This is a genomic window from Thalassococcus arenae (assembly GCF_019104745.1).
Lineage (GTDB): Bacteria > Pseudomonadota > Alphaproteobacteria > Rhodobacterales > Rhodobacteraceae > Thalassococcus_B > Thalassococcus_B arenae.
The window spans coordinates 1,841,196-1,865,130 of the sequence record NZ_JAHRWL010000001.1 but is presented as its reverse complement, the minus strand read 5'-3'; the positions used below and the strand labels follow the sequence as shown (position 1 = coordinate 1,865,130).

Genomic DNA, 23,935 nt, shown 5'->3' with positions numbered 1-23,935 from the left:
GCCTTCATGGCGCAGCCGCGGACGCGGTGCAATGGGTCAGGGCGCCAGCGCGTTCTCGATCACCCGGATGGCGCCGCGTCCATCCACAAGCGCCACGTCGAAGCGCACCGGCGTCAGGCTGCCGCGCGGCATTCCGCCAAGGAATTCCTCCGCCGCGCGGCAGAGCCGCGCCTGCTGGCGCGGCGTGACCCGCGCCACCGCCCGGTCGAAATCGCGGCTGGCCTTGACCTCGACAAAGACCAGGCCGTCGCCATCCTCCAGCACAAGGTCCAGTTCGCCGCCCTTGCCGCGCCAGCGCTGCCGGGCGACGCGGTAACCGCGGCGCTGGTAGTCCCGTGCAACGCATTCCTCGGCCGACAGGCCGGCATGATAGCCACGCCGGCCGCGGGCGCGCCGGTCGTCCGCAACCGCCCGTCCCGAGGCCGCCGCCACCGGCTGCGAGAAATCGAAGGCCAATTGCATCGCCGTCACGGGCACCCTCCTGAAACCGGTCACTTGTCCGCCGCGTCACGGGCGACGGCCATCGCCATCTGGTAGACCTTGCGCCGCGGCACGCCATGCGCCTGCGACACCAGGTCCGCCGCATCGCGCACCGACATCGTCATCAGGGCCTGTCTTACCGCATCTTCCAATAATGATTCATTAATGCCCATCGACACACCCTTGCCGATCAGCACGACGATTTCGCCCTTGGGTGGCGCGGCGGTGTAGGCCTCGGCCAGCTCGGCCAGCGATCCGCGGCGGCATTCCTCGAATTTCTTGGTCAGTTCGCGGCAGACCGCCGCCGGGCGTGTCGCACCCAGCACCGCCGCCGCGTCGCCCAGCATCGCCGCCAGCCGTTTCGGCGATTCGTAGACCGCCAGCGTCGCCTCGACCGGCGCCACCGCCTCCAGCGCGCGCCGCCGCGCCGCGCCGGTATTCGGCAGAAAGCCCAAGAACAGGAACCGGTCGGTCGGCAGCCCCGCCACGCTCAGCGCCGTCACCACCGCCGAGACGCCGGGCAGCGCCGTCACCGCGTGGCCCGCCGCATGCGCCGCGCGCACCAGCTCGAAGCCGGGATCGGAGATCAGCGGCGTGCCCGCCTCGGACGCGTAGAGCACCGCCTTGCCGCCCGCGATCTCGGCCATCAGCCGGTCGCGCACCCGCGCGCCGCTGTGGTCGTGGTAGGCCACCAGCGGCCGGTCGCCCAGCCCGATGCCGTGGATCTCCATCAGCTTGCGCAGGCTGCGCGTATCCTCGGCCGCCAGCACATCGGCGCCGGCCAGCGCATCCAGCACCCGCAGCGTGATGTCGCGCGCATGGCCGATCGGCGTCGCCGCCAGGTACAGGCCCGGCGTCATTTCGCGCTGTTGCGGATTCGTCACTGGACCCCCATCCCGCCTTGTCTATGATTGCCCCGATGTCGCGCGGGACCAGAACCGCGCCCGCCAACGAGGGAGTGTGCGTACCATGTTTGCCGTTCTGTCACCAGCGCGCAAGGCGCTGCGCCGTCTGGCTTTTGCCGCCGCGATGCTGGGCCTGGCCGCCTGCGACGCGGTCCCGGTTCCGGGCCTCGGCGGCGCCAATTCGGGCGGCCCCGCGATCGACCCCGCCAAACCGGTGCCGGTGGCGCTGCTGGTGCCGAAATCCGATGCCGGCGCCGCCTCGGTCGCGCAATCGCTGGAAAACGCCGCGCGGCTGGCCATCGCCAGTCTCGGCGGCGTCAAGATCGACCTGCGCGTCTACGACACCGCCGGGTCGCCCTCGACCGCCGCCGCGCAGGCGCAGCGCGCCGCCGACGAAGGCGCCAAGATCATCCTCGGCCCGCTCTTCGGCGAGGCCGCCAATGCCGCCGGCAAGCAGGTGATCGACGACGGCATCAACGTGCTGAGCTTTTCCAACAACGCCGCCATCGCCGGCGGCAACGTCTTCATCCTCGGCCCGACCTTCGACAACACCGCCGACCGGCTGATGTCCTATGCCCGCCGCAACGGCCACAAGGCGGTGGTCGTGGTGCATTCCAACGACGTCCCCGGCGCCACCGGGCTGGCGGCGGTGCGCAAGGCCGCGCTGAGCAACGGCATCAACGTGGCTTCGGTGCACGGCTACACGCTCAGCATCGAAGGGGTGAACGCCACCGCCCGCGCCGCCGCCGGCGCCGCGGCGCAGGCTGGCGCCAACTCGGTCTTCATCACCACCGACGCGACCAACGCCGCCATGCCGATCCTGCTGCAGGTCATGCCCGAGGCCGGGCTGAACCCCGCGCAGACGAAATATGTCGGCCTGACCCGCTGGGACGTGCGCCCCGACCTGTTCAGCTTCCCCGGCGCCCAGGGTGCCTGGTTCGCGCTGCCCAACCAGGCCGCGCAGAACGCCTTCGAGGCGCGCTACCGCGCCACCTATGGCAGCGAACCGCACCCGCTTGCGGGGCTGGCTTTCGACGGCATCGCCGCGATCGGCGCGCTGGCCGCGCAGGGCCGCAGCGACGCGCTGTCGGGACGGGCGCTGACGCAGGCCTCTGGCTTCCAGGGCACGGGCGGTGTATTCCGGCTGCGGGCCGACGGGACCAACCAGCGCGCGCTGGCCGTGGCCAGTGTGCAGAACAACCAGCTGGTGATCCTTGACCCCGCTCCAAACTCCTTCGGCGGCGCCGGCTTCTGAGGCCCCTCCGCAGCCCGCGCCGGACGACCTGATCGTTCCGGCGCAGACGCTTTTCGACGCCGCCCGCCTGCGCGCCGAGATCGCCGCAGCCCTGCCCGACGGCGCCGACGAGGCCGCCGTGCGCAAGGCCACCGTCGCGGTGCTGGCGCAGGCCATGAAGGACGGCCGGGCCGCCATCGCCGCGGCCTTCGCCGCCGCCCCCTTCGCCGCCTTCGCGACGACGCGGGCCTATACGCACCTGACCGACGGCGTCGTCACCCTGTGCTTCGACATCGCCGCGCAGCGCCTGCACCCCAATCCCACCCCGACCGAGGGCGAACAGATCGCCGTGATCGCCGTCGGCGGCTATGGCCGCGGCGAGATGGCGCCGTTCTCGGATGTCGACCTGCTGTTCCTGACCCCCTACAAGATCACCGCCTGGGCCGAGAGCGTCATCGAATCGATGCTCTACATGCTGTGGGATCTCAAGCTGAAGGTCGGCCATTCCTCGCGCACCGTCAAAGACTGCCTGCGCCTGGGCGCCGAGGATTTCACCATCCGCACCGCCATGCTGGAACACCGTTTCCTGACCGGGCAGCAAGCGCTGGCGCGCGAACTGGACAAGCGCCTCTGGGCCGAGCTGTTCAAGGGCACCGAACGCGAATTCATCGAGGCCAAGCTGGCCGAACGCGACGCGCGGCACGAAAAGCAAGGCGGCCAGCGCTACATGGTCGAACCCAATGTCAAGGAAGGCAAGGGCGGGCTGCGCGACCTGCAATCGCTGTTCTGGATCACCAAATACGTCTACCGCACCGACGACACCTCGGCGCTGGTCAAGCGCGGCGTCTTCCGCCCCGAGGAACACGCCACCTTCGTGCGGGCCGAGGAATTCCTCTGGGCCACCCGCTGCCACCTGCACCTGGCCGCCGGGCGCGCCGTGGAACAGCTGACCTTCGACATGCAGGTCGAGGTGGCCGAACGCATGGGCTATGCCGACCGTGGCGGGCGCCGCGCGGTGGAATGGTTCATGCAGGCCTACTTCACCCACGCCACAGAAGTGGGCGACCTGACCCGCATCTTCCTGACCTCGCTGGAAGCCGACCACACCAAGGACGCGCCGCTTCTGATGCGCATCTTCAAGCGCGGCCCGCGGGTCAAGGACGGCTACACCATCATCCACAACCGCCTGGCCATCGCCAGCGACAAGACCTTCCTGTCCGACCCGATGAACATGCTGCGGCTGTTCGAGGAAGCCCTGCGCACCGGCCTGCTGATCCACCCCGACGCCATGCGCCTGGTCAAGGCCAACCTGAACCTGATCGACGACACCCTGCGCGAGAACCCCGAGGCACAGCGCATCTTTCTCGACACGCTGCTGAAACACGGCAATCCCGACCGCGCCCTGCGGCGGATGAACGAACTGGGCCTGCTGGCCGCCTTCATCCCCGAATTCGCCCCGATCGTCGCGATGATGCAGTTCAACATGTACCACCACTACACGGTGGACGAACACATCATCCAATGCCTCTGGCACCTCAGCGAAATCGAGCACGGCAACCTGGTCGAGGACCTGCCGGTCGCCTCGTCGATCCTCAAGCAGGGCGTCAACCGCCGCGTGCTCTATGTCGCGCTGCTGCTGCACGACATCGGCAAGGGGCGCGATGTCGACCATTCCGTGCTGGGCGCCCAGATCGCCCGCAAGGTGGCGCCGCGCCTGGGGCTGACCACCAGGGAATGCGACACCGTCGAATGGCTGGTGCGCTATCACCTGCTGATGTCCGACATGGCGCAGAAACGCGACATCGCCGACCCCCGCACCGTGCGCGACTTCGCCAAGCTGGTGCAGACCCGCGAACGGCTCGACCTGCTCTGCGTGCTGACGGTCTGCGACATCCGCGGCGTCGGTCCCGACACCTGGAACAACTGGAAGGCCGCGCTGATCCGCGCGCTCTACCGCCAGACCCGCCGCGCGCTCGAGGACGGGATGGAGGCGCTCAACCGCGAGAACCGCGGCACCGAGGCCCGCAAGCTGCTGCGCGAGAAACTCTCCGACTGGTCCGAGGCCGATCTGCGCACCGAGACGCAGCGCCATTACCCGCCCTATTGGCAGGGCCTGCACGTCACCGCGCATGTCGTCTTCGCCAACCTGCTGCGCGATATCGGCGACGACGAGATCCGCATCGACATCCACCCCGACGAAGACCGCGACGCCACCCGCGTCTGCTTTGCCCTGGCCGACCATCCCGGCATCTTCTCGCGGCTGGCCGGCGCGCTGGCGCTGGTCGGTGCCAACGTGGTCGATGCCCGCACCTTCACCACCAAGGACGGCTATGCCACCCCGGCCTTCTGGATCCAGGATGCCGACGGCGCGCCCTACGAGGCCGCCCGCCTGCCCCGCCTGCGCGAGATGATCCGCAAGACGCTGGCCGGCGAGGTCGTCGCCCGCGACGCGATCCAGTCGCGCGACAAGCTGAAAAAGCGCGAAAAGGCGTTCAAGGTTCCCACCACGATCACCTTCGACAACGACGGCTCGGAAATCTTCACCATCGTCGAGGTCGACACCCGCGACCGGCCCGGCCTGCTCTACGACCTGACCCGCACCCTGGCCAACGCCAATATCCAGATCTTCTCGGCGGTGATCGCCACCTATGGCGAACAGGTGGTCGACACCTTCTACGTCAAGGACATGTTCGGGCTGAAGCTGCACAGCGCCGCCAAGCAGAAGGCGCTGGAACGCAAGCTGCGCGACGCGATCACCGCCGGCGCGGAACGCGCCCAGGGTTAGGCCCGGGCGGACGGGATTCGGAAAAAGGGAAATCAGCTTTCCCGCGATTGGGATTTATTTTTTTGAATGCATGAGTTGACGGACCGGTAATTCCATACGCTAATATGTACGGAATCAGGACCGAAGTATTATGAGTCAGATAGATTTCTTATTGGGGCGCAGTATCGCCCGAAAACGGGTATCCTGCGGAATTTCGCAGGGCGACCTGGCAATCCGCACCGGCATTTCAAAACACGATATCGCCGGTTTCGAGGCCGGCACGGCACGCGCGACGGCCAGCCAGCTTTTCGGCATCGCCCGCGCGCTGGACATCCGGATCGAAACCCTGTTCCGCGACATCGCCGCCGCCGCGCAGACCGGCGCGCGGGACGAAGGGCGCTCCGGCTGGCGCGACGCGAACGACGTGGAAGACGACTATCACGCGCTGCCACTGGATTATCGCTCGGCAGTCTTCGAATTTCTGATTGCGTCCGGCAAGGAACGGGCCGACACTGCCAAAGGCTCGGCCGACGCCGAGGAGGACCGGCAACCCTGAGGTGAAGCGAGGCGCGTCTTGTCAGTCATCGACCTGAGCAAGCTCCCCTTCCCCGAGAACAATCTCAGGTCGTTTCTCGATGGCATCTGCGCGGAAAATGAACTGGATTTCGCCGCTTATGCCGGGATGAACCCCATCGCACAATCGGTGCACGGCTTCGTCAATTATCCCGATGCATGGCAAACCCGCTACGTCGAGGCCGGCTTCCAGAACCGCGACCCGGTCTTGCTGGCGGCCAGCCGCAGCATCGCGCCGGTCGATTGGCGACGCCTGCGCGACGAATCCGAATTCCGCACCGTCTTTCATGCCGCGCATGATTTCGGGATTTCCGAACAGGGCCTGACGATCCCGGTGCGCGGGCCGTTCGGCGATGTCGGGCTGTTCAGCGTCACCCGCGATTGCGGCGACCGCGAATGGGGCCTGCTGAAGGCCAAGATCATGGGCGCGCTGCAGAACGCCGCCGTGCACCTTCACGACCACGTCGTGCGCTCGGATGCGATGACCAACACGCTGATGCATCCCGCCCTGTCCTCGCGCGAGGTGGAAATCCTGCAATGGATCGCCAGCGGCAAGACCCAGCAGGACGTGGCCGACATATTGTCGATCTCGAACCGCACGGTCGAAGTGCATTTGCGTTCCAGCCGGTCGAAGCTGGGGGCGCTGACCACCTCGCAGGCGGTCGGGCGCGCGATCGGACTGGGGCTGATCTACCCCGGCTGAACCCGGCTGATATCGGTCGAAACACGCCGAAAATCCGCCTACGGGATTTCCCCAATAGCCCCGCATTCGCGAAAAGCGGATCATGACTCAAGCACTCAGTAACGGGAGAAGGTCATGATTATTGTTGTCGACGGTTTGAACCGGCACCGCTACACGCGCCTGCTGGATGAAATGTTCGCGCTCCGCGCCCGGGTCTTCGGGGAAAGGCTCGGCTGGGATGTGACAATCGAAAACGGCCGCGAGGTCGATCAGTTCGATGCGCTCGACCCGGCCTATGTGATCGGCCTGAACGACAACGGTCGCGTGGTGTCCTGCGTGCGCGCCCTGCAGACCACCGGCCCGCACATGCTGTCCGACGTCTTCTACGACATCCTCGACGGCGAACCGCCGCTGCGCAGCCCGACGATCTGGGAATCCACCCGTTTCTGCGTCGATACCGACGTGCTGGAACGCGGCTCGGCGCGCAACTCGGTCAGCTACGCCACGTGCGAACTGATGGCGGCCTCGCTGGAATACGCCCGCGACTCCGGCATCACCGACATCGTCACCGTGATCGATCCGATCATGAACCGCGTGCTGAAACGCTCCGACTGCGCGCCCTACGGCTATGTCGGCTCGACCAAGCCGATGGGCAAGGTCGCGGCGATGGCGGCGCTGCTCGACTGCACCGACGAACGCATCGACCGCATCCGCGCCTTCGCGGGCATCACGGGAAACGTCTTTGTGGATGACGCCACCGCGCGGGCGCTCGCTGATCCGGCCCCGGCGCCGGCCCGGCACGCACGCCCGACCCTGCTCGAGGATTACTGCCGCGACCTGATCGACACCGCCGAAACGCCCGAAGATCGGGACGCCGCGGGACGGCTTGCGCAACTGCTTGAAAAGGCCGGCATGATCCGCCCGGCGGCACGCCGCCTGCTGGCCAGCTGACCCCCCTGAGGCAGGCTGGACCGGACGTCACTCAACCGCCCCCCCGGCGACACTCCCGCGTCCGGCCCGGCCTGCCCCTTTTTATCCTCTCCCAGGCATGAAAAAGCCGGGTGGCGAACGCCACCCGGCCAGTAAGGCAGTGTATGGGGACAGTGCCGAACCGGGTTTTCTTCAGAACCCGTAAACCAGCGACAGACCGACCGCGTGATCCATCTCCTCGAAGCCCGGCAGCGGAGTGTCGGTGTATTCGGTCCGCAACGAAACCCGGGTCGCCAGCACGTCGGTCACCTTGAAATTCACGCCGAATTCGTTGGTCGCCACCGTATCGGTCTCCGAAAACAGCACGTCGGTATCGGCGGTCAGGAACACGGTGTCGGTGAATTTCTGGTAATAACGCGACGACACGATGCCGGCGACTTCGGTGGTGTCGTCGCCCAGCTGGTCCTTGAGGTAACGCACGCCCGGGCCGGCCTGGATGCGCCAGGCGTTGTTCGGCGTGTTGATGATGCGCACGCCCGGACCGACACCCAGGAAGGCATCCCATTCGTTGGTGCCGAAATTGTCGTAGCGCACCGAGCCCAGACCGAACATGTAGAACCGGTCGTTGAAGTAACGGTTCACATCATAGGTCAGGAACGCCTCTTCCTTGTTGCGCACGCCGTTGTCTTCGGCGACCTCGGCGGCCACACCCAGGGTGTGGTTCCATGGGCCATTGCCATAGCGCAGGCGCCCACCCAGCGACAGGTCGGCCGTGTCGGTGTTGCCCGACGTCGCCGTGATGCCCAGCGAGAAACTGCCGGACCAGCCCTGCTGGTACTGGTTGAAGCCGAAACGGGCTGAATCCTCCGCTTCGTCCATGTCGTCCGAAACGGTTTCCTGGATATCGTCGATACGGTCGTCCAGATCTTCGACCCCGACCAGCGCGCCCTGTGCATAGACAGGCGCTGCGACGGCCAGAGCCAGAACCGAAGCGGTCAGCTTGGCGTATGTGTTCATGGGTCTTTCCTTTTCCAAAACCAGGTGACCCTGCCCTCTTCAGAAAGGGCGGGGAGCATTGCTGCTACCGGTCAGATAGGAACCCCCCTTGAGAAAGTGAAATTCAAAATAAATATGTTTCAGCTGAATATCGCTTATGGATCACGCCTGCCCCAGCACTTCGATCTCGTCTTCGCTGAGATTGTCCAGATCGGTCCGTACCTTATGCTGATCCGCGCTCAGCGCCGACACGACGTTGCGCAGCGCCTGCGCCGCAACCTGCCGCAAATCGTGATCCAGATCCTCGCGCCAGACCGCCCAGACCGGGTAGGGAAAGATCGGCGCATCGGGCACCAGGTGCAATTCGCCGCTGTCCAGGAACCGTTTGACATACCGCGCCGGCAGATAGGCCGCCATGCCGCGGTTGCGGATATAATCCGCTCCCAGCGCCCCCAGCGACAGGGTCAGGCCCGGATTGGTCAGCTCGGGCAGATGCAGCGCATGGGCCATCACGAATTCCGGCCCCCAGTCGACAAAGGCATAGCGCCCGGCCAGGTCCGTCTCGTAATCCGCGTCCGGCCAGGCCGCCACCAGCAGCAGCTCCTCCTCCATCAGCTTTTCCACCGCCAGGCCCGGGCGCAGCTGCGGCGTGTACAACAGCCCCGCCTGCACCACGCCCTCGATCAGGAACCGCGTCAGCCGGTCGGGCATCCCCAGTTCGGCGCGGATGTTCAGCGACGGCCGGGCGGCCCGCAGCGCGTCGATCCAGCGAAAGCCCAGCCGCGGCCACAGCGAATACTGCGCCCCGATCGACAGGCTTTCGGTGAACCCCTCGGGGATCGCGACCTGCTGACGGGCCTCTTCCCAGATCTTGATCAGCGACAGCGCGTAGCGTTCGAACTCGCGCCCCGCCGCGGTCATCTCGGCCCCCGCCTTGGAGCGCGTGAACAGCGCCCTCCCCAGGCTGTCCTCCAGCCGCTGCACCCGCAGGCTGACCGCCGATTGCGTGACATACAGCCGGTCGGCGGCGTTGACGAAGGATCCGGTGGCGGCGACCTCCAGGAATGTTCGGATCAGGGTGATATCCATCGCGGGCCATCCATTGCGAAAACTCAGGATATCCATAATTCCAATTCGCTTTGCGAAAGCAACCCCCGGCTGGATGCTGTGCCCGCGGCGGCGGTCATTCACAGGGAGGACACCGCGCACCCCGCAGCGCCGACCCAACACGGCAGCACGGGGCGCGTTTCACGGCTCGTGGGTCCGCGACCGCCGCCACACCCACCCGAACCACGCCGACACTCACCGCTGGCAAATGGCGGGGGGTCGAGCCCTTGGCGGACGTTCGGGTTCAGCCGCGCCAGCGCCGGACCGGGGGACGGCGCAGCTTTGGGCCGAATTGCCGCGCTTTATCGCAGCCAATCCCGCCTTCGATCCGAGCAAGGTGCAGACGGTGACAAAGCGCCGGCCCATCGGGCCGGGTCATGCCGCAGGCATGCCGTTGGCATGACCGCTGGCGCGGCGGGCCTGCGGCCCTCGATTCCGCGCCTTGGGTGCTCTGAACGACCGTCTTCTTCGTCCCGACAATCCGAAATAGGAAAACACCCGGTCACTCGCGCCCACCCGGGGCAACAGCCGCTTCGACGGCCCCCGGGCAGCCGCCGCCCTCCGCATCACAACCACGAACGTCCGCGCAATGCGCAAAGACGACCTCCATTCGCCGTGACGCAACCTTGAAAACCCGGCCCGGCCGCCTTCCGGGCGAACGTGGCAATGTTGATGGACATCACCGAATGCGACCCCGGGTTTCGCGATGCTCGAAGCCGGATGTCCCGCCTTGCAAGAACACCAGGCCGGCGACCGGAGCCAGAGGCAGCCTCGCCAGCCGACCCCGACCGCGCGTGTCGACCCACCCGGTACACGAAGCCCGAACCGGCCCCCGGCCCCGCCTATCGCGGCAAAGGTTAACGGCTGTTGCGCCACGCAACACCCGTCGGACCGCAAGCATCCGGCAATCCGTCCCGATTTCCGGCCGAATCGGACGGATTGGTGCGGCAGCCGCCCGAAACGCCCGAAACCACCCCCCGGCAATCCGTACCGAACGCGCGCCGAACAGGACGGATTGCCCCGCCACCGCGCCGCCCCGGGCCACCGCGCGCTCCGTTACCCACCGCGCGCCCCTTTTACGCGCCCCTGTGATCCGGTAAGGCTTGCTGAAACATCGGCAGGGCAGGCATGAAACCGATCCGTCTCATCGCAGGCATCTTCACGGTCGGAGTCTGGACGCTCGCCTCGCGTATTCTGGGCGTGGTGCGCGAGATCATGATCCTCACCCTGATCGGCCCCGGCCCGGTGATGGATGCCTTCGTCGCCGCCTTCCGCCTGCCCAACATGTTTCGCCGCTTCTTTGCCGAAGGCGCCTTCAACGCGGCTTTTGTGCCCATGTTTTCAAAGAAGTACGAGGGCGACGAGGATCCGATGGCGTTTGCCCAGAACGCCATGAACGGGCTGGCGCTGGTGCTTCTGGCGCTGACCGGGCTGGCGCTGGTCTTCATGCCTGCCTTCGTCTGGGCCACCGCCGGCGGCTTTGCCGCCGACACCCGGTTCGACCTGACCGTGGGCTATGGAAGGGTGATCTTTCCCTATATCGTCTTCATCTCGCTCGCCGCGCTGTTTTCCGGTGCGCTGAACGCCACCGGCCGCTTCGCCGCCGCCGCCGCCGCACCCGTCTTTCTGAATATTTTTGTCATTGTTTCCATGAGCTTGGCAGCATGGCTGGGCGGCTCTGTCATCACCTGGCTGGTCTGGACCGTACCTGTCGCGGGCATCGCCCAACTGGCGCTGGTCTGGATCGCCGCCGACCGCGCCGGCATCCGCCTGCGCCCCGCCCGCCCGCGCCTGACCTCGGACCTCAAGCACCTGACGATGATCGCCATTCCCGCCGCCCTGGCCGGCGGCGTCATGCAGATCAACCTGCTGGTCGGCCAGCAGGTCGCGTCGCATTTCGACAAGGCCGTCAGTTGGTTATACGCCGCCGACCGCCTCTACCAGCTGCCCCTCGGCGTGGTCGGGATCGCCGTCGGCATCGTGCTGCTGCCCGACCTGTCGCGCCGTCTCAAGGCCGAAGATCACAATGGCGGCCGCGCCGCCTTTTCCCGCGCCGGAGAGCTGAGCCTCGCCCTCACCATCCCCGCCGCCGTCGCGCTGGTGGTGATCCCGCTGCCCATCGTCGCGGTGCTGTTCGAACGGGGACAGACCACCGCCGCGGACAGCGCGGCCATTGCCTTTGCCGTCGCGATCTACGGCCTCGGCCTGCCGGCCTTCGTCCTGCAAAAGGTTCTGCAGCCAGTGTTTTTCGCCCGCGAGGACACCCGCACGCCGTTCCGCTACGCCGTCTGGGCGATGCTGGTCAATGCCGCTTTGGCCATCGGCCTGGCCCCGGTTCTGGGTTGGTACGCGCCCGCCATCGCCACTTCGGCCGCGGCGTGGATCATGGTCTGGCTGCTGGCCGGCGGCGCGCGAAAACTGGGTGACGTGGCGCGCTTCGACGCCCGGTTCCGCGCGCGACTGATCCGCATCTGCGCGGCATCGGCGGCGATGGGGGCCGCCCTGCTTGCAGCCGCCTGGGCGCTCGGCCCGGCCCTCGTGATGGCCGGCTGGCGCGTCCCGGCCCTTGTGCTTCTTCTCGCGGTGGGCATCCTGTCCTACGGTATCGCCGGGCAGGTCCTGGGCGCCTTCTCGATGCAGGAACTGCGCGCCGCCTTCCGGCGCGGACGAAACGGAACGCCATGACGCTGACGCCGCTCATCACCGCCGACGAGGGTTATCCCGCCTTCGAAGCCCTGGTGTCCGGCGCACAAGACCACGTTTTCCTGTCGTTCCGCATCTTCGATCCCAAGACCCGCCTGCGCCGCCCCGACCTGCGCGAACGTGGCCTGGAAAACTGGGCCGACCTGATCACCTGGACCGCCCGTCGCGGCGTGCGCATCCGCATCCTGCTGGCCGATTTCGATCCGCTCCTCGCCCCGGATCTGCACCGCCAGGCCTGGGCCGCCGCGACCGGTTTCGCCGATACGGCGACCGGCGATACACAGGTTCTTTGCGCCCCCCACGGCCAGGCCGCCGGACCGCTGTGGCGCGCACTGGCCCGGCCGATGCTGCGCAAGGCCCGCGACCGGCTGGCGCGCAGCGACATGCCGCTGACGGCGCTGCAACGCCATGCCCTCAAGGCGCCGACGCCCCTGCGCCCCGCGACCTTGCACCAGAAATTCGCGGTCGCCGACGGCGCACTTTGCGTGATCGGCGGGCTGGATATCGACGAACGCCGCTTTGACGATCCAGGCCATACCCGTTTGCCCGAAGACACCTGGCACGATGTGTCGATGCAGATCGCGGACACCGATTTCGCCGCCGCGCTGGACAGCCATTTCGCCACCTGCTGGAACATGGCCATCGAGGCCGGTGCCGAAAACTTCGGCGACGGGGCCAGCCGCATCGATACCGCCATCCGTCGCCAGAGCCGCCCCGAATTGCGCCTCGTGCGCACGTTGACCACGCCGCGCCGCGGGCTTGCCGCGCTTGGCCCGAAACCGCTGGTTCGGGATCACGAAACCCTGCTGATCGAGACGTTCTCGAACGCGCGCCACTGGATCTACGCAGAAACCCAGTTCCTGCGTCACGTCCCGATCGCCGAGGCCCTGGCACGCGCCTCCGCCGCGGCGCCCGACCTGCAACTTGTTCTGCTGCTGCCCGCGGCACCCGAACGCCTGCTGTTCGGCGACACCACCGGCTGGGACCTGCGCCACGGCATGGCGCTGCAGACCCGCGCGCTGCACAGGCTGGCACAGGCTTTCGGCGACAGGCTGGCGTTGGTCACGCCTGCTCAGTCTCTGCCCGCACCCGAAGGCCGCCCGGCCATTGCCGGCGCCGGGCCGATCTACGTGCATTCCAAGGTCGTTCTGATCGATGGCGATTTCGGACTGGTCGGGTCGGCAAACTTGAACGGCCGGTCGATGTGCTGGGATACCGAAGCTTCGGTCGCCTTCACGGATGCCGCCGCCGTCGCAGCGCTGCATGAAAGGCTGGCCGCGAAATGGCTGGGCCCGCATCTGCAGGCCCACGACCCCCGCCGCGCCGCCACCTGGCGTCAGGCGGCACTGGCCAATGCCGCCGCCGAACCCGCCGACCGGCTCAGTCCCGTTCTGCCGCTGCCGATCCCTGAAACAACACCCCCGTCGCGTCTTGGGCGGTTCGTGCCCGAGGCGCTGTTCTAGCCCCTCACGGCCGCCGCAAACGCTCCAGCAGGCGCGTCCAGCCGCCCGGCACCAGAACCACGCTCAGCCCGAACCCGGCGGCAAAGCCGCTCAGATCGGCGATCCAGCCGGGCGCCGCGTCGAAGAACAGACCGAAGACCAGTTGCAGCACCATCAGCACACCGATCAGCGAAAACGCGCGGATCTGCGGCGCACCGACCTGCCCCAGTCGCACCCAGAGCAGGTAGGTGAACGCCCCGATCAGCCCGTAGACCGGCGGAAAGGCTCCGACCAGCACCATGCGCGTGTCCAGCACCAGCCCGAAGACCAGCGCGCCGACCACCCCCGCCAGCACGAAGACCGCCAGCACCACCAGCTGCCCTGCCGCCTCGGCCACCATCTTGCCCATCGCCAGCAGGATCACACCCGCGAACAGCGCATGCGTGAAGGTGCCGTGCACGAACGGGTAGGTGACGAAGCGCATAAGGTGCTCGGCAGGCCAGCGGCCGGTTTCGATCATCCAGCCGATCACCGGGCCGGAAATGCCATAGGTCTCGGCCGCCTCCAGCCGCCAGCCCACCGCGCCCGGCCCCCCGATCAGCCCCCGCGCGCCCAGCGAAAACGCCGCTTCGACACCGACGATCAGCAGGAACAGGACCACCACCACCGGCGGCAGCGGGTTCAGCGGCGGTTCGTCATGCGCGGACGGCATCGGGGGACCTTTCTTGACGGCGGTTGGGGGCATGGTTAAGCCAGCCGCGACCAGACTTCCAGACGGAGCAGCCCCATGTCTCAGGCCCCTGCCTTCACCCCCCGCGTCTTTTCCGGCATCAAGCCTTCGGGTGGCCTGACGCTGGGCAATTACCTGGGTGCGATCAAGCGTTTCGTCGAGATGCAGGGACAGGGCTTTGAAACCATCTACTGCGTGGTCGATCTGCACGCCATCACGGTCTGGCAGGATCCCGACGCCCTGCGCCGCAGCACGCGCGAAATCGCGGCGGGCTACATTGCCAGCGGCATCGACCCGCACAAATCCATCTTGTTCAACCAGTCCCAGGTGGCCGAACACGCCCAGCTGGCTTGGATCTTCAACTGTGTCGCCCGCATGGGCTGGATGAAGCGGATGACCCAGTTCAAGGACAAGGCCGGCAAGAACGCCGAGAACGCCTCGCTGGGCCTGTTCGGCTATCCCGCGCTGATGGCCGCCGACATCCTGGCCTATCACGCCACGCATGTGCCTGTGGGCGAGGACCAGAAACAGCATCTGGAACTGACCCGCGACATCGCCACCAAGTTCAACCACGATTTCGGCATCGATTTCTTTCCGCTCACCGAGCCGGTGATCGAAGGCGCTGCGACCCGGGTGATGAGCCTGCGCGACGGGTCCAAGAAGATGTCGAAATCCGATGCCTCGGACATGAGCCGGATCAACATGACCGACGACGCCGACACCATCGCCGGCAAGATCCGCAAGGCGCGCACCGATCCCGACGCCCTGCCCTCCGAAGCCAAGGGGCTGGAAGACCGCCCCGAGGCGCGCAACCTGGTGAACATCTACGCCGCACTCGCCGATACGGATGTCGACGCGGTCCTGCGCGACGTGGGCGGCCGGCAATTCTCGGAATTCAAGCCGATGCTGGCCGAGCTGGCGGTGGCGAAACTGGCGCCGATCTCGACCGAGATGGCGCGGCTGATGCAGGCCCCCGACGAAATCGATGCGATCCTGCGCCACGGCGCGGAACAGGCCCGCGCCATCTCGGCGCCGATCCTGCAACGCACCTACGACATCGTCGGAATGGTGCGCTGAGGCCTAGGTCGACCGGCCCGAAACCACCCGCGCAGCCAGACGCAGCGCGTGGCTGGCATCCTGCGATGCGCCGGGCATGATCGGGTCATAGGCGGCGCGGATCACCGCGCCGATATCGGGCCGCAGCACGACGCGCCCGTCCTCCAGACGGCCCAGCGGCGACCGGTCGGTAAAGGCCCTGTCGGACCACAAGAGGATGGATTGCACCACCTGGCTCAGCGCCAGCGTATCGGCCGGAACCGCCGACAGGTTCTCCTCCATCCGAAGGAAAACGAAACAGGCCTGGATCGCGCCATCCGTGTCGAACCGGAACACCCGGTACTGGTTCGCCCCGGCCTCGCGCAGGCGCCCCACCAGCGGCGCCAGCCCGTCGACCAGCCGGTCAAGGTTGGGCACCTCCAGCAATTCCTCCCAATCCCGACAGAAGAACACCATCACGTTCGCGCCAAGCTCCGGATCGGTCTCGGCCATCGGGTGCCCGGCCAGCGTGCAGACCGCTTCGAACGCGCCCTTGATGACGCCCAGCGTCGTCTGCTCGACTCCGAACACCACCGGCGAGATCGGCCGCCCCCAACGGGCAAAGGCATAAGACCCGTCGCTTCGGGTGAACAGCGCTTCGATGTCTTCGGGGCTCATGGTTGCGGCACCTCTTTCGGTGTCAGGCGGCAAATCGGGCGCGGGTCCGGTTGGCGAAGGCGACCAGCGTCAGCATGACCGGCACCTCGACCAGCACGCCGACCACGGTGGCCAGCGCCGCACCCGAATTCAGGCCGAACAGGCTGATCGCCACGGCCACGGCCAGTTCAAAGAAATTCGACGTCCCGATCAGCGCGCAGGGCGCGGCGATGCGGTGCGGCACCCGCAGCGCAAAGGCGGCGGCATAGGCCAAGGCAAAGATCCCGTAGCTTTGAACCAGGATGGGCACCGCGATCAGCACGATCACCAGCGGCCTGTCGACGATGACCTTACCTTGCAGACCGAACAGGATCACCACCGTGGCGACTAGACCGATCACCGAATAGGGTTTGACCCGCGTCTGAAAGGCCGAGATGGCATCGCGGCTGCCCAATCGCCGCCGCGTCAGGATACCGGCCGCCAGCGGCAGCGCGATGAACAGGACGACCGACCAGACCAGCACTTCCCACGGCACGGCGATATCGGTCACGCCCAGAAGGAAGGCGACGATCGGGGCGAAGGCGAAGACCATGATCAGGTCGTTCACCGACACCTGCAGCAACGTGTAGGTCTCGTCGCCGCGGGTCAGTTGCGACCAGACGAACACCATCGCCGTACAGGGTGCGGCACCCAGCAGGATCAGACCGGCGATGTATTGCTGGGCATCTTCGGGCTGGATGAACGGGGCAAAGACCCAGTCGAAGAACAGCACGGCCAGGGCGGCCATCGTGAACGGCTTGATCAGCCAGTTCACCACCAGCGTCACCATCAGCCCCTTGGGCTGGCGCGCCACGTCGCGCAGCGAACCCGGATCGACGCCCACCATCATCGGATAGACCATCGCCCAGATCAGCACCGCGACGACAAGGTTGACGCTGGCCAGTTCGGCGGCGGCGATCAGGCCGAAGACACCCGGCACGAGATTGCCGAGGAGGATGCCCAGCAGGATCGCCAGCGCGATCCAGACCGACAGGTATTTCTCGAAATTGCCCATATGCCCGTTTTCCCGGTTTGTCGGCGCGGGTTTTCTGCCTTTCCGATCGAAATGGCAATCGCAGATCGGTTCAGCCGTCGAACAGGTCCGTCTGCCCCGGCGCTTTCGGCACCGCCAGACCCAGATGTGTCCAGGCTTTCTGCCCCAACATCCGGCCCCGGGGCGTGCGCTGGATCAATCCCTGTTGCAGCAGGAACGGCTCGACCACCTCTTCCAGCGCGTCTCGGCTTTCCGACAGGGCGGCGGACAGCGTCTCGATCCCCACCGGGCCACCGGCATAATTCTCGGCGATCAGCCGCAGATACCGCCGGTCTGCCCCGTCCAGCCCCAATGCGTCCACGCCCAGCCGCGTCAGCGCGTCATCGGCCAGCTTGCGCGTGACCACACCGCCGCCTTCCACCACGGCAAAGTCGACGACCCGGCGCAGCAACCGCCCGGCGATGCGCGGGGTGCCTCGGGCGCGGCGGGCGATTTCCAGCGCCCCGTCGCCTTGCACCTCGACCCCCAGCTTCAGGGCGTTGCGCGCAACGATGGTTTCCAGTTCGGCGGTTTCATAGAAATTCAACCGTGTCGGAATACCAAATCTGTCACGCAACGGGGTCGTCAGCAGACCCAGACGCGTCGTCGCCCCGACCAGGGTAAAGGGCTGCAACTCGATCCGGACGGTGCGCGCGGCGGGGCCTTCGCCGATCACCAGGTCCAGCTCGAAATCCTCCATCGCGGGATACAGCACTTCCTCCACCGCCGGATTCAGCCGGTGGATTTCGTCGATGAACAGCACGTCGTTGCGTTCTAGATTGGTCAGGATCGCCGCCAGATCGCCCGCCTTGGCCAGCACCGGCCCCGACGTCATCCGGAATCCCACCCCCAGCTCGCGCGCCATGATCTGCGCCAGCGTCGTCTTGCCCAATCCGGGCGGGCCATGAAACAACGTATGATCCATCGCCTCGGCCCGCTGCCGGGCGCTGTCGATGAACACCCGCAGATTGGCGCGCGCCTCGGCCTGGCCGACGAAATCGGCCAGCATCTGCGGGCGCAGCGCGCGGTCGCGGTCTTCGGCCAGCGGTTCGGGGCGCAGGGTCGGATCGGGTTCGGTCATGGGGCTCCTTCCGTCGGGCGGGGTTTAGCCCGCCTATCCTTTCGGCGCCAAGAGTTTCAGCGCCGCCCGGATCAGCCCGGCCGTGTCGGCTTCCGGCGTCTCGCCCGCCGCCTGGGCGACGGCGCCCGCCGCTTCGCCCGGGGCATATCCCAGATTGCCGAGCGCCGACAGCGCCTCGGCCTGGGCGCTGCGGTTCGATTGCGGTGCCGGAGATATGGAAACCGGAGTTTCGATCACGTCTTCGGCGGCGTCGCTGGCAGCGACCGTCGCGCGGGCCGCGCCCATCGCCATGACCGCCGGCGCCTTGTCCTTCAACTCGTTGACCACGCGCTGCGCGGTCTTGGGGCCAATCCCCTTGGCGGCCTTGACGGAATTCCAGTCGCCAAGCGCGATCGCCCGGCTCACCCCGTCCGGCCCCAGCGTGCCCAGGATCGCCAGCGAAGCCTTGGCGCCGACGCCCTGCACGCTCATCAGCAGGCGGTGCCATTCCTTTTCCACCAGCGTGGTGAACCCGAAGAGCTGCAACAGATCCTCTCGCACCAGAAGATCGGTCCAGAGCGCCACCGCCTCGCCGGCGCCGGGCAGCGCCGCAAGCGTGCGGTCAGAGCAATAGACGACATAACCGACCCCGCGCACATCAATCAGAACATGGTCGTCGCCGCGATACTCGATCCGCCCCGCGATGCGCCCGATCATGCCCGCAGCCTCGCCGCGCCGCCCATGTGATGGGCGTGGCAGATCGCGACGGCCAGGGCATCGGCGGCATCCGGCCCGGCAATGGCGATCCCCGGCAGCTGCATCGCCACCATATGCGCGATCTGACGCTTGTCGGCATGGCCCACGCCGACAACCGTCTTCTTGACGGTGTTGGGCGCGTATTCCCCGACCTCCAGTCCGAATTGCGCCGGCACCAGCAGGGCGATGCCGCGCGCCTGACCCAGTTTCAGAGTTGCCGCGCCGTCCTTGTTGACAAAGGTCTGTTCGACCGCGGCCAGGGCGGGCCGGAACTGCTCGCAAACCGCGGTCAGCTGCCCGTGCAGCGACAACAACCTGTCCGCAAGGGCCGCGCCGGTCGATTGGCAGACGCCGTTCGCGACATGGCGCAAGCGGCTTCCATCGATGTCGATGATTCCCCAACCGAGGTTGCGGAGCCCCGGATCGATCCCCATTACCCGCATCACTGCCCGCCATTGTTGCTTTTCCGGCACGGTTAGCACGAAACGCGAACAAACGCCAAGGTTAATGCGCCATGTTCCGTTCGCGTCATCGCGAGGATCGTTCCCGACATCGCGCGCTTTCGACGTCGTTTTCCGACCATGGATTGACGCGTTCACGCATTGGTATTCTTGATTTGAATCAAACCATTAACCGGGCTTTTCGACATGCGTTTTCTGCATGGGACACTTGCGTTTTTTGCGATTGAAAACGCACGGCTTCGCTTCTACGTGCCGTTCAGGTTTACGAACCCCCCAACCCCTTCTGGAGACCAGTCATGGCTGCACTTGACACCACCCGCCCCTTCGCGGCCGCCGGCTCCGCCGGTCGTTCCGCTGGCATTTTCGCCACCCTCGTCGGCGCTTTCGCCGCCTGGAACGACGCCCGCCTGACGCGCAAGAGCCTGTCCGCCCTGACCGATCGTGAACTGGACGATATCGGCCTGTGCCGCGGTGACATCGACACGGTGTCGTACCGCTACTGAAACCGGGTTTCAGTGACAACGAAATCGGCCGCGCCCCAAGGGACGCGGCCTTTTTCGTGACTGGTTACGACCGTCAGGAGAGGAGCGGAGAGAAGAGATTGGAGAACGCGGTGCTGACCGGATCCATCTGCATCAGCCAGCCGCCCACCTGTTCGGACAACGACCCGCTCATCAGCGCATCGACATGACCCATGTAGACGTCGGTGCCCAGCCCGGCGATCAGGAAACCCTTGAAGGCAAGAAAGAACACCAGCAGCAGGGCAAAGACCCGTGCGGCGTTGCTGCCGACCTTGTTGTCCGGTTGCTGCAGGAAGATGCCGTTGCGCGAAAGCACAGTCACGTAACCACGCGCCATGCGGTGGTGCTTCTTGACTAGTGCGCGCTGGCGCAACTCGAACTTGCGAAGAGCGTCTTCCATAGCAGCCTCGGCGATCCGGCCCCCACCGGTTGTTTTCCTTGGTATGGGTCAATTGCGGCAAAAATGGGGCAGATGTGGCAAATTCAACAGAATTCGCAGGCGTTTACCCTGTTTTGGACAAGGTTAGCGTCACCCAGTCACCAATCTCTTGCCGCGTGACCAGATTGATGCCGAAACGGGCATAAACCTCGACCACTTCATCGGCCTGGCGCGTCAGGATACCGGAAAGAATCATGTAACCCCCGGGAATCAATCGCGCCGCCGCGTCCGGTGCGAGATCGATCAGCGGCTGCTTGAGGATATTGGCGAAGATCAGGTCGAACGGTGCGCGCTGCTCCAGTGCCGGATTGCCGAACCCCGCCGCTTCGACGCAGAGCACCTTGCCGGTCAGGCCGTTCGCCCGCACGTTCGCCTCGGCCACCTCGACCGCAACCGCGTCGATATCCGAGGCGATCACCGTCTCGGGCCAGATGCGCGCCGCGGCCATCGCCAGGACCGCCGTGCCGCAACCGATATCGGCCACGTTTCGACAGGACGTACCGTCCGAGATCAGCCGGTCCAGCGCCTGCAGGCAGCCCAGCGTCGTACCGTGATGCCCGGTGCCGAACGCCATCGCGGCCTCGATCAGCAACGGTTCCGCACCCAGCGGAACCTTGTCCGCGTCATGACTGCCATAGACGAAGAACCGCCCGGCCTCGACCGGGGTCAGTTCCCGGCGTACCTTGTCGACCCAGTCCGTATCCGGCACTTCGGACACCACAAAGGGCTTTGTCGCGTAGGCCGCCTGCAGCAAGGCCAGCCCGATGTCGTCCGGCTCCTCGACGAAGTATCCACCGATCTCCCACTGGCCCGATCCATCCTCGATCTCGAAAACGCCGACACCGGTCGGGGCGGGATCAAGCTCTTCCATCGCCTCGCCCAGGGCTTCGGCGGCGTCGCGGTCGGAAAGTCTGGTGAAGGCGGTCCAGGTTTTCGGCATCCTCGGGTCCTATTCGGCGGGCGCGGCGGCAAAGCGGGAAAAGACGGTCTCGTTGCCCGGCTCGGGATGGCGCGGGATCATCAGCGACAGAATCAGCGAGACAACGGCCATCCCCGCGGCCAGCCCGAAGACACCACCGGGCGACACCAGCCACAGATAACCCAAGGCCGCAGGCAGAAACACCGCCGCGATGTGGTTGATGGTAAAGGCCACCGCGGCCGTCGGCGCGATGTCGCCGGGGTCGGCGATCTTCTGGAAGTAGGTCTTCATCGCCAGCGCGAGCGAGAAGAAGATGTTGTTGGTCACGTACAGGATTGCCGCCAGCAGCGCCCCCCAGCCGAACCAGTAGATCCCGCCGTAAAGGACGAAGACCGTGGTCAACCCGACATATTCGAACGCCATCGCGTTGCGTTCGCCGAAGCGGTGCACGATCCGGCCCAGAACCGGCGCCAGCGCCATGTTGGCCACGAGCGTGACCAGCATCAGCCGGGTGATTTCGTCCACCGAATAGCCGAAGCGTTCGACCATCATGAAGCCGGCGAAGACGATGAAGATCTGGCGCCGCGCGCCGGACATGAATTGCAACGCGTAGTATAGCCAGTACCGGCGCCGCAGCACGAATGTCTTGAGCTGCGGGTTGGGTGACTCGAAGGGCGGGATCACCAGCACGCAATAGGCCACGATCAGCAGCGTCAGACCGCCCGAGACCACATAAACGAAATCGTAGCTGAGATCGAAGGCGCGCCAGGTCATCACGATCGCCAGATAGGCCACCAGTGTCGCGGCCGATCCCGCCGCGATCAACAGGCCCAGCATCTGCGGCGCGCGATCCTTGGGCAGCCATTGCAGTTGCAGGCTTTGATTCACGGTCTCGTAATAGTGAAAGCCGATCGAACTGATGAGCGTGACGAACAGCAACCCACCCATGGTCGGAAACTGCGCCGTGATCGCCGTGGCCACGCCCAGCAGCGCCAGCGAGATCATCGCCAGCGTCTGTTCGCGCACGAACAGGATGACGACGATCACACCGATGGCCAGGAACCCGGGAATCTCGCGTACCGTGTGCAGCCAGCCGATGTCCGAACCGTCGAACTGCGCCGCCTCGATGACGAAGTTGTTCAGCAGCGCCGACCACGTCGCAAAGGACAGCGGCATGGCGATGGCCATGAGAAACAGCAGCGTCACGGGTCGCCGCCACAGCGGCAGGGACCGGGCCTCGTGCAGGGGAACGGGCATCATGACGGCGGCTTTACGCCGTTTGCGCAGACTTGGCGAGTCCCCCCGCGGCTGATCTGAATCAAGGCGGTCGGATGCGAACCCCCGCATGTATGTGGCATCGCGGAGGAGCCCATGGATCTAGTCGGTCTTGTTGATCGCATCGGCGAAGCGCCCACGGCGGCGCTGTTCGGCCTGCTGACGGGTCTTGTCTTCGGGGTGGCCGCGCAGCGCTCGCGATTCTGTCTGCGCGCCGCAACGGTCGAATTCGCCCGCGGCAAGCTGGAAGACAAGGTTGCGGTCTGGCTGCTGACCTTCTCGACTGCCCTGGTCTGGGTGCAGGGGGCGCGCCTGCTGGGCCTGATCGACACGGCCGAGGCGCGGATGATGGCAGTGCCCGGGAGCTGGTCCGGCGCGATCATCGGCGGGCTGCTGTTCGGCGCCGGCATGGTGCTGGCGCGCGGCTGTTCGGGGCGTCTGCTGGTTCTGGCGGCCACCGGCAACCTGCGCTCCGTCGTCTCGGGGATGATCTTTGCCGTGGTGGCCCAGATGACGCTGACCGGCTGGCTGGCGCCGTTGCGCGACCGGCTGGCGGCCCTTTGGATCACCTCCGGCGGGCGCAACCTGGATCTGCTCACGGCCCTGCACCTGCCGCGCGGTTCGGGACTGGTCTTCGGCCTGGCGATCGCGGTCTTGGCGCTGGAACTGTCGCGCCGCCACCGCATCGGCGCGCGGCGGCTGGTTTTCGCGTCCGGTGTCGGCTTTGCCGTGGCGCTCGGCTACGGGCTGACCCATGCCCTGTCGCAGGTCGCCTTCGACCCGGTGCCGATCGAAAGCCTGACCTTCACGGGGCCTTCGGCCAACATGCTGATGTTCTTCCTCGATCGCTCGTCGCTGCTGGAATTCGATATCGGCCTCGTGCCGGGTGTCGTGATCGGCTCGTTCGCCGCCGCCGCCTGGGCGCACGAACTGAAATTCCAGGGCTTCGAAGGCGCCATCCCGATGCGCCAGGCGATGATCGGCGCCGCGCTGATGGGTTTCGGCGGCATGCTGGCCGGTGGCTGCGCTATCGGCGCGGGCGTCACCGGCGGATCGATCTTCGCCGGCACCGCCTGGCTTGCGCTGTTCTCCATGTGGGTGGGCGGCATCACGATGGACACGATCCTGCGCCGCCCCGGCGCCCCGGCGCTGGCCTGATCTTCATCTTGCCCGGAAAACTCCGGGGTGAATGGC

At 66.4% G+C, this 23,935-nt stretch carries 23 protein-coding genes; 10 read left to right on the top strand and 13 right to left on the bottom strand.

The features are described 5' to 3' along the window. Nucleotides 1–36 precede the first annotated feature (36 nt). Both KUH32_RS09260 and rsmI read right to left on the bottom strand, forming a co-directional pair. Nucleotides 37–462, bottom strand: a complete 426-nt coding sequence (locus KUH32_RS09260; protein ID WP_217778375.1) for a YraN family protein — start codon at nucleotides 460–462, stop codon at nucleotides 37–39. Between the two features lie 29 nt (nucleotides 463–491). Further along, nucleotides 492–1,340: a 16S rRNA (cytidine(1402)-2'-O)-methyltransferase gene (gene rsmI, locus KUH32_RS09255; protein ID WP_217777743.1), complete on the bottom strand. Its 849-nt coding sequence runs from the start codon at nucleotides 1,338–1,340 to the stop codon at nucleotides 492–494. Between the two features lie 109 nt (nucleotides 1,341–1,449). Between rsmI and KUH32_RS09250 the strand changes: the two genes are divergently transcribed. From KUH32_RS09250 to KUH32_RS09230, 5 genes are all read left to right on the top strand, one after another. Continuing rightward, the gene (locus KUH32_RS09250; protein ID WP_217777742.1) at nucleotides 1,450–2,640 is read left to right on the top strand and encodes a penicillin-binding protein activator; all 1,191 of its coding nucleotides are present in this window, start codon (nucleotides 1,450–1,452) and stop codon (nucleotides 2,638–2,640) included. Further along, nucleotides 2,600–5,404: a [protein-PII] uridylyltransferase gene (locus KUH32_RS09245; RefSeq protein WP_217777741.1), complete on the top strand. Its 2,805-nt coding sequence runs from the start codon at nucleotides 2,600–2,602 to the stop codon at nucleotides 5,402–5,404. Before KUH32_RS09250 ends, KUH32_RS09245 begins: the two co-directional genes overlap by 41 nt. 130 nt (nucleotides 5,405–5,534) lie before the next feature. After that, nucleotides 5,535–5,939 (top strand): helix-turn-helix domain-containing protein, encoded by a 405-nt coding sequence (locus KUH32_RS09240; protein WP_217777740.1) that lies wholly within the window; start codon nucleotides 5,535–5,537, stop codon nucleotides 5,937–5,939. Nucleotides 5,940–5,957: 18 nt separating this feature from the next. Next, nucleotides 5,958–6,659, top strand: coding sequence for an autoinducer binding domain-containing protein (locus tag KUH32_RS09235; RefSeq protein ID WP_217777739.1), 702 nt, complete (start codon nucleotides 5,958–5,960; stop codon nucleotides 6,657–6,659). A gap of 114 nt (nucleotides 6,660–6,773) precedes the next feature. Beyond that, entirely contained in the window at nucleotides 6,774–7,589 is an 816-nt protein-coding gene (locus KUH32_RS09230; protein ID WP_217777738.1) for an acyl-homoserine-lactone synthase, read from the top strand. Between the two features lie 171 nt (nucleotides 7,590–7,760). Here the strand turns inward: KUH32_RS09230 and KUH32_RS09225 are convergent, their stop codons facing one another. Together KUH32_RS09225 and KUH32_RS09220 are read right to left on the bottom strand one after the other, a co-directional pair. Continuing rightward, nucleotides 7,761–8,585, bottom strand: coding sequence for a DUF481 domain-containing protein (locus KUH32_RS09225; protein WP_217777737.1), 825 nt, complete (start codon nucleotides 8,583–8,585; stop codon nucleotides 7,761–7,763). Nucleotides 8,586–8,726: 141 nt separating this feature from the next. Then, on the bottom strand, nucleotides 8,727–9,653 hold the full coding sequence (locus KUH32_RS09220) for a LysR family transcriptional regulator (protein ID WP_217777736.1): 927 nt from the start codon (nucleotides 9,651–9,653) through the stop codon (nucleotides 8,727–8,729). A gap of 1,146 nt (nucleotides 9,654–10,799) precedes the next feature. On the opposite strand from KUH32_RS09220, the gene murJ reads away from it, so the two are divergent. Further along, nucleotides 10,800–12,356 carry a murein biosynthesis integral membrane protein MurJ gene (gene murJ / locus KUH32_RS09215; protein ID WP_217777735.1) on the top strand — a complete coding sequence of 519 codons (1,557 nt, stop codon included), beginning with the start codon at nucleotides 10,800–10,802 and terminating at the stop codon, nucleotides 12,354–12,356. Continuing rightward, entirely contained in the window at nucleotides 12,353–13,837 is a 1,485-nt protein-coding gene (locus KUH32_RS09210) for a phospholipase D family protein (RefSeq protein WP_217777734.1), read from the top strand. Before murJ ends, KUH32_RS09210 begins: the two co-directional genes overlap by 4 nt. 4 nt (nucleotides 13,838–13,841) lie before the next feature. Here KUH32_RS09210 and KUH32_RS09205 read toward each other — a convergent pair whose 3' ends face one another. Next, the gene (locus KUH32_RS09205; RefSeq protein ID WP_217777733.1) at nucleotides 13,842–14,528 is read right to left on the bottom strand and encodes a rhomboid family intramembrane serine protease; all 687 of its coding nucleotides are present in this window, start codon (nucleotides 14,526–14,528) and stop codon (nucleotides 13,842–13,844) included. A 75-nt stretch (nucleotides 14,529–14,603) separates the two neighbouring features. On the opposite strand from KUH32_RS09205, the gene trpS reads away from it, so the two are divergent. Then, nucleotides 14,604–15,623: a tryptophan--tRNA ligase gene (trpS, locus tag KUH32_RS09200; RefSeq protein ID WP_217777732.1), complete on the top strand. Its 1,020-nt coding sequence runs from the start codon at nucleotides 14,604–14,606 to the stop codon at nucleotides 15,621–15,623. Nucleotides 15,624–15,626: 3 nt separating this feature from the next. On the opposite strand, the gene KUH32_RS09195 is transcribed toward trpS, so the two are convergent. The 5 genes from KUH32_RS09195 to ruvC form a co-directional block, all read right to left on the bottom strand. Then, a complete protein-coding gene (locus KUH32_RS09195; RefSeq protein ID WP_217777731.1) occupies nucleotides 15,627–16,259 on the bottom strand; it encodes a hypothetical protein in 633 nt (210 codons plus the stop codon). A gap of 22 nt (nucleotides 16,260–16,281) precedes the next feature. Beyond that, complete coding sequence (arsB, locus tag KUH32_RS09190) at nucleotides 16,282–17,292, bottom strand: ACR3 family arsenite efflux transporter (RefSeq protein ID WP_217777730.1); 1,011 nt, start codon at nucleotides 17,290–17,292, stop codon at nucleotides 16,282–16,284. A 70-nt stretch (nucleotides 17,293–17,362) separates the two neighbouring features. Next, on the bottom strand, nucleotides 17,363–18,391 hold the full coding sequence (gene ruvB / locus KUH32_RS09185; protein ID WP_217777729.1) for a Holliday junction branch migration DNA helicase RuvB: 1,029 nt from the start codon (nucleotides 18,389–18,391) through the stop codon (nucleotides 17,363–17,365). A 33-nt stretch (nucleotides 18,392–18,424) separates the two neighbouring features. After that, a complete protein-coding gene (gene ruvA / locus KUH32_RS09180) occupies nucleotides 18,425–19,087 on the bottom strand; it encodes a Holliday junction branch migration protein RuvA (protein ID WP_217777728.1) in 663 nt (220 codons plus the stop codon). Beyond that, a complete protein-coding gene (gene ruvC, locus KUH32_RS09175) occupies nucleotides 19,084–19,569 on the bottom strand; it encodes a crossover junction endodeoxyribonuclease RuvC (RefSeq protein WP_217777727.1) in 486 nt (161 codons plus the stop codon). The genes ruvA and ruvC overlap by 4 nt, the downstream gene beginning before the upstream one ends. Before the next feature lie 314 nt (nucleotides 19,570–19,883). On the opposite strand from ruvC, the gene KUH32_RS09170 reads away from it, so the two are divergent. After that, a complete protein-coding gene (locus KUH32_RS09170; protein WP_217777726.1) occupies nucleotides 19,884–20,090 on the top strand; it encodes a DUF1127 domain-containing protein in 207 nt (68 codons plus the stop codon). A gap of 73 nt (nucleotides 20,091–20,163) precedes the next feature. On the opposite strand, the gene KUH32_RS09165 is transcribed toward KUH32_RS09170, so the two are convergent. The 3 genes from KUH32_RS09165 to KUH32_RS09155 all read right to left on the bottom strand — a co-directional run bounded on the left by KUH32_RS09165 (nucleotide 20,164) and on the right by KUH32_RS09155 (nucleotide 22,726). Continuing rightward, nucleotides 20,164–20,508 carry a hypothetical protein gene (locus tag KUH32_RS09165; protein ID WP_217777725.1) on the bottom strand — a complete coding sequence of 115 codons (345 nt, stop codon included), beginning with the start codon at nucleotides 20,506–20,508 and terminating at the stop codon, nucleotides 20,164–20,166. A gap of 103 nt (nucleotides 20,509–20,611) precedes the next feature. Beyond that, entirely contained in the window at nucleotides 20,612–21,487 is an 876-nt protein-coding gene (locus KUH32_RS09160; protein WP_217777724.1) for a 50S ribosomal protein L11 methyltransferase, read from the bottom strand. 9 nt (nucleotides 21,488–21,496) lie between these two features. Further along, complete coding sequence (locus tag KUH32_RS09155; RefSeq protein ID WP_217777723.1) at nucleotides 21,497–22,726, bottom strand: MFS transporter; 1,230 nt, start codon at nucleotides 22,724–22,726, stop codon at nucleotides 21,497–21,499. A 111-nt stretch (nucleotides 22,727–22,837) separates the two neighbouring features. Between KUH32_RS09155 and KUH32_RS09150 the strand changes: the two genes are divergently transcribed. Beyond that, nucleotides 22,838–23,899: a YeeE/YedE family protein gene (locus KUH32_RS09150; protein WP_217777722.1), complete on the top strand. Its 1,062-nt coding sequence runs from the start codon at nucleotides 22,838–22,840 to the stop codon at nucleotides 23,897–23,899. Nucleotides 23,900–23,935 lie beyond the last annotated feature (36 nt).

Bases quoted from the DNA above. Each gene is read 5' to 3' on its own strand.
- KUH32_RS09260 (WP_217778375.1), bottom strand. From the start codon at position 462: ATGCAATTGGCCTTCGATTTCTCGCAGCCGGTGGCGGCGGCCTCGGGA.
- rsmI (WP_217777743.1), bottom strand. From the start codon at position 1,340: ATGACGCCGGGCCTGTACCTGGCGGCGACGCCGATCGGCCATGCGCGC.
- KUH32_RS09250 (WP_217777742.1), top strand. From the start codon at position 1,450: ATGTTTGCCGTTCTGTCACCAGCGCGCAAGGCGCTGCGCCGTCTGGCT.
- KUH32_RS09240 (WP_217777740.1), top strand. From the start codon at position 5,535: ATGAGTCAGATAGATTTCTTATTGGGGCGCAGTATCGCCCGAAAACGG.
- KUH32_RS09230 (WP_217777738.1), top strand. From the start codon at position 6,774: ATGATTATTGTTGTCGACGGTTTGAACCGGCACCGCTACACGCGCCTG.
- KUH32_RS09225 (WP_217777737.1), bottom strand. From the start codon at position 8,585: ATGAACACATACGCCAAGCTGACCGCTTCGGTTCTGGCTCTGGCCGTC.
- KUH32_RS09220 (WP_217777736.1), bottom strand. From the start codon at position 9,653: ATGGATATCACCCTGATCCGAACATTCCTGGAGGTCGCCGCCACCGGA.
- murJ (WP_217777735.1), top strand. From the start codon at position 10,800: ATGAAACCGATCCGTCTCATCGCAGGCATCTTCACGGTCGGAGTCTGG.
- KUH32_RS09210 (WP_217777734.1), top strand. From the start codon at position 12,353: ATGACGCTGACGCCGCTCATCACCGCCGACGAGGGTTATCCCGCCTTC.
- KUH32_RS09205 (WP_217777733.1), bottom strand. From the start codon at position 14,528: ATGCCGTCCGCGCATGACGAACCGCCGCTGAACCCGCTGCCGCCGGTG.
- trpS (WP_217777732.1), top strand. From the start codon at position 14,604: ATGTCTCAGGCCCCTGCCTTCACCCCCCGCGTCTTTTCCGGCATCAAG.
- KUH32_RS09195 (WP_217777731.1), bottom strand. From the start codon at position 16,259: ATGAGCCCCGAAGACATCGAAGCGCTGTTCACCCGAAGCGACGGGTCT.
- arsB (WP_217777730.1), bottom strand. From the start codon at position 17,292: ATGGGCAATTTCGAGAAATACCTGTCGGTCTGGATCGCGCTGGCGATC.
- ruvB (WP_217777729.1), bottom strand. From the start codon at position 18,391: ATGACCGAACCCGATCCGACCCTGCGCCCCGAACCGCTGGCCGAAGAC.
- ruvA (WP_217777728.1), bottom strand. From the start codon at position 19,087: ATGATCGGGCGCATCGCGGGGCGGATCGAGTATCGCGGCGACGACCAT.
- ruvC (WP_217777727.1), bottom strand. From the start codon at position 19,569: ATGCGGGTAATGGGGATCGATCCGGGGCTCCGCAACCTCGGTTGGGGA.
- KUH32_RS09170 (WP_217777726.1), top strand. From the start codon at position 19,884: ATGGCTGCACTTGACACCACCCGCCCCTTCGCGGCCGCCGGCTCCGCC.
- KUH32_RS09165 (WP_217777725.1), bottom strand. From the start codon at position 20,508: ATGGAAGACGCTCTTCGCAAGTTCGAGTTGCGCCAGCGCGCACTAGTC.
- KUH32_RS09160 (WP_217777724.1), bottom strand. From the start codon at position 21,487: ATGCCGAAAACCTGGACCGCCTTCACCAGACTTTCCGACCGCGACGCC.
- KUH32_RS09155 (WP_217777723.1), bottom strand. From the start codon at position 22,726: ATGATGCCCGTTCCCCTGCACGAGGCCCGGTCCCTGCCGCTGTGGCGG.
- KUH32_RS09150 (WP_217777722.1), top strand. From the start codon at position 22,838: ATGGATCTAGTCGGTCTTGTTGATCGCATCGGCGAAGCGCCCACGGCG.